Source organism: Xanthobacter sp. BG11Y11_SDJG (assembly GCF_057364445.1).
On record NZ_JBNFNU010000419.1, the window covers coordinates 1 to 3,554 of the forward strand.

At 71.7% G+C, this 3,554-nt stretch carries 5 protein-coding genes and 1 pseudogene; 4 read left to right on the forward strand and 2 right to left on the reverse strand.

Annotated elements, in window-relative coordinates:
- Window positions 1–407 (reverse strand): trehalose-phosphatase (locus tag AC2W7M_RS22040; protein ID WP_486134929.1); only part of this gene is annotated, 407 nt, incomplete at its 3' end.
- Between the two features lie 20 nt (window positions 408–427).
- Window positions 428–976: pseudogene (locus AC2W7M_RS22045) on the reverse strand (trehalose-phosphatase); the annotation flags it as partial.
- A gap of 117 nt (window positions 977–1,093) precedes the next feature.
- Between AC2W7M_RS22045 and AC2W7M_RS22050 the strand changes: the two are divergent.
- The 4 genes from AC2W7M_RS22050 to AC2W7M_RS22065 form a co-directional block, all read left to right on the forward strand.
- Window positions 1,094–1,510, forward strand: a complete 417-nt coding sequence (locus AC2W7M_RS22050) for a glycine zipper domain-containing protein (RefSeq protein WP_486134931.1) — start codon at window positions 1,094–1,096, stop codon at window positions 1,508–1,510.
- 279 nt (window positions 1,511–1,789) lie between these two features.
- Entirely contained in the window at window positions 1,790–2,062 is a 273-nt protein-coding gene (locus tag AC2W7M_RS22055; protein WP_486134933.1) for a hypothetical protein, read from the forward strand.
- A gap of 191 nt (window positions 2,063–2,253) precedes the next feature.
- Window positions 2,254–2,499 (forward strand): hypothetical protein, encoded by a 246-nt coding sequence (locus tag AC2W7M_RS22060; protein ID WP_486134934.1) that lies wholly within the window; start codon window positions 2,254–2,256, stop codon window positions 2,497–2,499.
- A 367-nt stretch (window positions 2,500–2,866) separates the two neighbouring features.
- Window positions 2,867–3,554: extensin-like domain-containing protein (locus AC2W7M_RS22065; protein WP_486134936.1), on the forward strand; the 688-nt coding region annotated here is incomplete at its 3' end.

Sequence of the window (3,554 nt, forward strand, 5' to 3'; positions counted from 1 at the left end):
CGGCCCACCGAAACCGCCAGCCCGCCATGGGCGCGGGCGGCGGCGAAGCCCGCCTCGTCGGTCACGTCGTCGCCCACGAACACCGGGCGGCGCCGGGCGAAGGCCGGCTGCTCCAGGAACGCGGCCACCGCCGTGCCCTTGTCGTGCAGCGCCGGCTTCACCTCGAACACCATCTGCCCCGGCAGCACCGCATAGCCGCGGCCGCAGGCCTCGACCAGCGCGGCGATCTCGTCGCCGAGCAGCGCGCGGGCGTCGGGGGCCGCGCGGTAGTGCACGGCGATGGCGCTGGTCTTGTCCTCGGTGAACACCCCGTCGAAGCGGCGCGCGAGGTCGCCGAGGCCCTGGCGCAGCCGTTCCGGGAACGGCTGGACGGTGGAGGCGACCGGACCGCCCGCCGCGAGGCGCATTTCGGCGCGTGGACGCCGGCCACGGGCAGGATGAGCGGCGCGAACAGCGCATCGAGCCGGGCCACGGTGCGCCCGCTGACCAGAGCGAGCGCGCCGCCGAAGCGCGCGGAAAGGTCTTCCAGGAGGCGCACGAGACCCGCCGGCACCCGCACCGCATCGGGGTGGGGGGCGATGTCGATCAGCGTTCCGTCCACGTCGAGGAACAATGCGTGGGTGCCAGGATCAAAAGAAGCAGCCAAGCGGATCTCCGGTCGGGGCTCGGGAGCGCACGCGCGCGCGGCGGACGAATGCATCAAACACAACCTCTCTTGAGCTATGCGGTAGAAACGTCCCGGCGCGGCGGAGGTTCCCATTCCGGCGCGGGTTTGTCGGCGACCGGGCGCAATCATGATGGCGGGGGACTCGCCCCGACGCCGATGAAGGTTTTCAGATACCCCCATCGTGACCCGTAAGCCACACCGGCCCACCTTCTTCGCGGCGTCCGGCCAAGCTTGCGGCCGGCGGCCGGCCTGGCCTGCGGCCCGCCCGACCGGCCGGGGCTGCCGCAAACATGCTGGGGTCGCCGGCATGCGCGCCGAGCGCCGAGGGCGTTCGTCGCCTCGCGAAAACCGTCGCCGCCGCGGGGGAACTCAACCCCCGCGCTGGCGCTTGATAGGCCGGCAAGGACGGGCCGGCCCGAATTTGCCATGATATATGACCTTAGGTCCGGTCCCCGCGGGGGCGGCCCTCCGGACCCTCGCCGCGCGGTGCCGTCCGCCTGCTGCCCGGCGAGGCAAGCCTTAGGGGCGGACGCGCTTGCGGCCTTCCGGCCGCAAGAAGGGGCAGGAGATCAGGATGAAAGCGGCTCTCATCGCGGGCGCCCTCGCGCTCGCTCTCGGCGGGTGCAGCGAATATTCCCGTTCCGACCGTGCGGTCGGCGGCGCGGCCATCGGTGCCGGCACGGCGCGCTCATTGGTGCGGCGGCCACCGGCACGGGAACCGGTGCGCTCGTGGGCGGCCTCATCGGCGCCGGCACCGGCGCCATCATCGGCGCCGAGACCACGCCGCGCGCCTGCTGGGCCAAGGACCGCTACGGCAACCAGTACCGGGTGCAGTGCCCCTGAGGCCCACCGGACCGGAGGAAGAAGGGGCGCTGCGGCGCCCCTTTTTTCGCGGCCGGCGGCTGAACGCTTCGGCCCGCGCGACGGAAGGCTTTGTTTACCGTGTTGGCCTTAGACTTTCCGGACCTCTGAGTTCGACTTCATGAGCGGGCCGGCATCCCCGGCCCGCTTCTTTTTTGCCCGGTCCCCCGCGCGCAGATTGCCTGCCGCCGCGCATGCTTCCGCTGGAACAAACCCGCGGGCCAGCGTTTGACCGGCGGATGGAAGCGCGGAGACCTCACCATGACCCAAGCGCGGCACCCGGAAAGGGAGACCCCGACGGCCGAAACTTGGCAGTCGCCGCCGCGCGGGCGGTCGGCGCTCCGGCCGCGCCGTCCGCGGATCGTCGACGAGGAGCGCCGCGTCCTGCGCGAGGTGGAGGCCACCTTCGCAGGCGCGGATGTCAAGCGCGCTGACGCCGACTCCCTCGGCGTGCTGCCGTGGGACCACGAGCCTGACCACGAGCCGGACGACGGCTCCGCTGCAGCCCGTCCTTCACGGCTGTTCCGCGAATGAAGCCGACCGCAGGCCGGTTTTCCCGAAGGCGGGGCCGTTGCGCCGCCACTCCCTGTTGCAACGCACGCTTGCGGATGGCACATGTTTCCTTCCGCCTGCGTCTGCCTTGATGAAGAGCCATGCGAACGGTGCGCGCCTTCCCCTTGGATGCTTCCCCCGCGTCGACGCAGAACCAGAAAGAGACCGGCGGCATGCGAACGCCTCACCGACGGGATATTTCCGCGCGCCAGGACCTCATCGGCCGTGAGTTGCGCGATCTATTCGACGGCTACACCAACGAGCAGGTGCCGGACGACCTGATGCGCCTTGCCGAGCGGCTCCAGTCCGCCTTCGAGCAGCGCGATTCGGGTCCTGCCGGCGACATCGCCGCGCCCGCCCCCGCAGCGGCCGATCCCGCATCGGTCCGCTCGCCGCGGGGCGAGACCGAGACCGACTGAGGAACCTGCGGCGCGTCGGCACCGCCGGACCCTCTTTTCGGGACACAGAAACACAAGCGACGCGGCGCCGGGTTCGAGCGCCGCCGTTCGCGCTTGGCCCGGGCGCCGCGCCCCCCCGGATCCAATGGCCGCCGCCGGCGGCGCAGTGCCGCTCGCCGTTCCGGGTAAAATGCCAGACCGGCGTGGCGCGCCTTAACCCGTTCGCAAGGCCGCTCCCCCAGGATGCCCGCCATGGCGCGCGGCGTATCCTTGTTTCTCTTAGCCTCGCTCGTCCTCACGGGGCTGCTCACCGGCTGTCGTTTCGACTTCGAAAACGCGGGAGGCTTGGCGTGCCCAGGCGGAAGAGCAGTGCCTCGCCGAGAAGGGCGTGGTCGCCTCGGCCTTCATGGAGCCGCTCTCGGCGCTGAACGGGTCGGGCGCCTGCGGCATGGAGCATCCGTTCCAGGTGCACGCCTTCGCCGAAGGCAATGTGGTGCTGGAGCCCACCGGCAAGCTCGCCTGCCCGGTCATCCGCGAGACCGACCGCTGGATCGCCGAGGTGATCCAGCCCGCAGCTATGGCCTGGATGGGCCAGCCCGTGACCGCCATCCGCCACATGTCCGCCTATTCCTGCCGCGGCATGAACGGCGACCCCAATGCCAAGATCTCCGAGCACGCCTTCGGCAATGCGCTCGACATCGGCGCCTTCCGCTTCGCCGACGGGCGCTGGGTGACGGTGAAGGACGGCTGGCGCGGCCCGGCGGACGCGCGCGGCTTCCTGCTCCAGGTGCAGGCGGGCGCGTGCGAGCTGTTCACCACCGTGCTCGCGCCCGGCTCCAACATGTTCCACTACGACCACATTCATGTGGACCTCATGCGCCGCACCTCGGGGCGCGCCATCTGCAAGCCGGCGCCGCGTCCGCTGCCGGCGCCGCTGATGGCGGTGAAGGCGCCGGAAGCGCCGCCCCCGCAATCCTACCCGCCGTCCGCTTACCCGCCGTCCGCCTACCCGCCGCCAGCGGCGGAACCGGCGAGCCTGCGCCCGCCTGCCGCGCCCGCTGGTCCCTCCCCCGGTG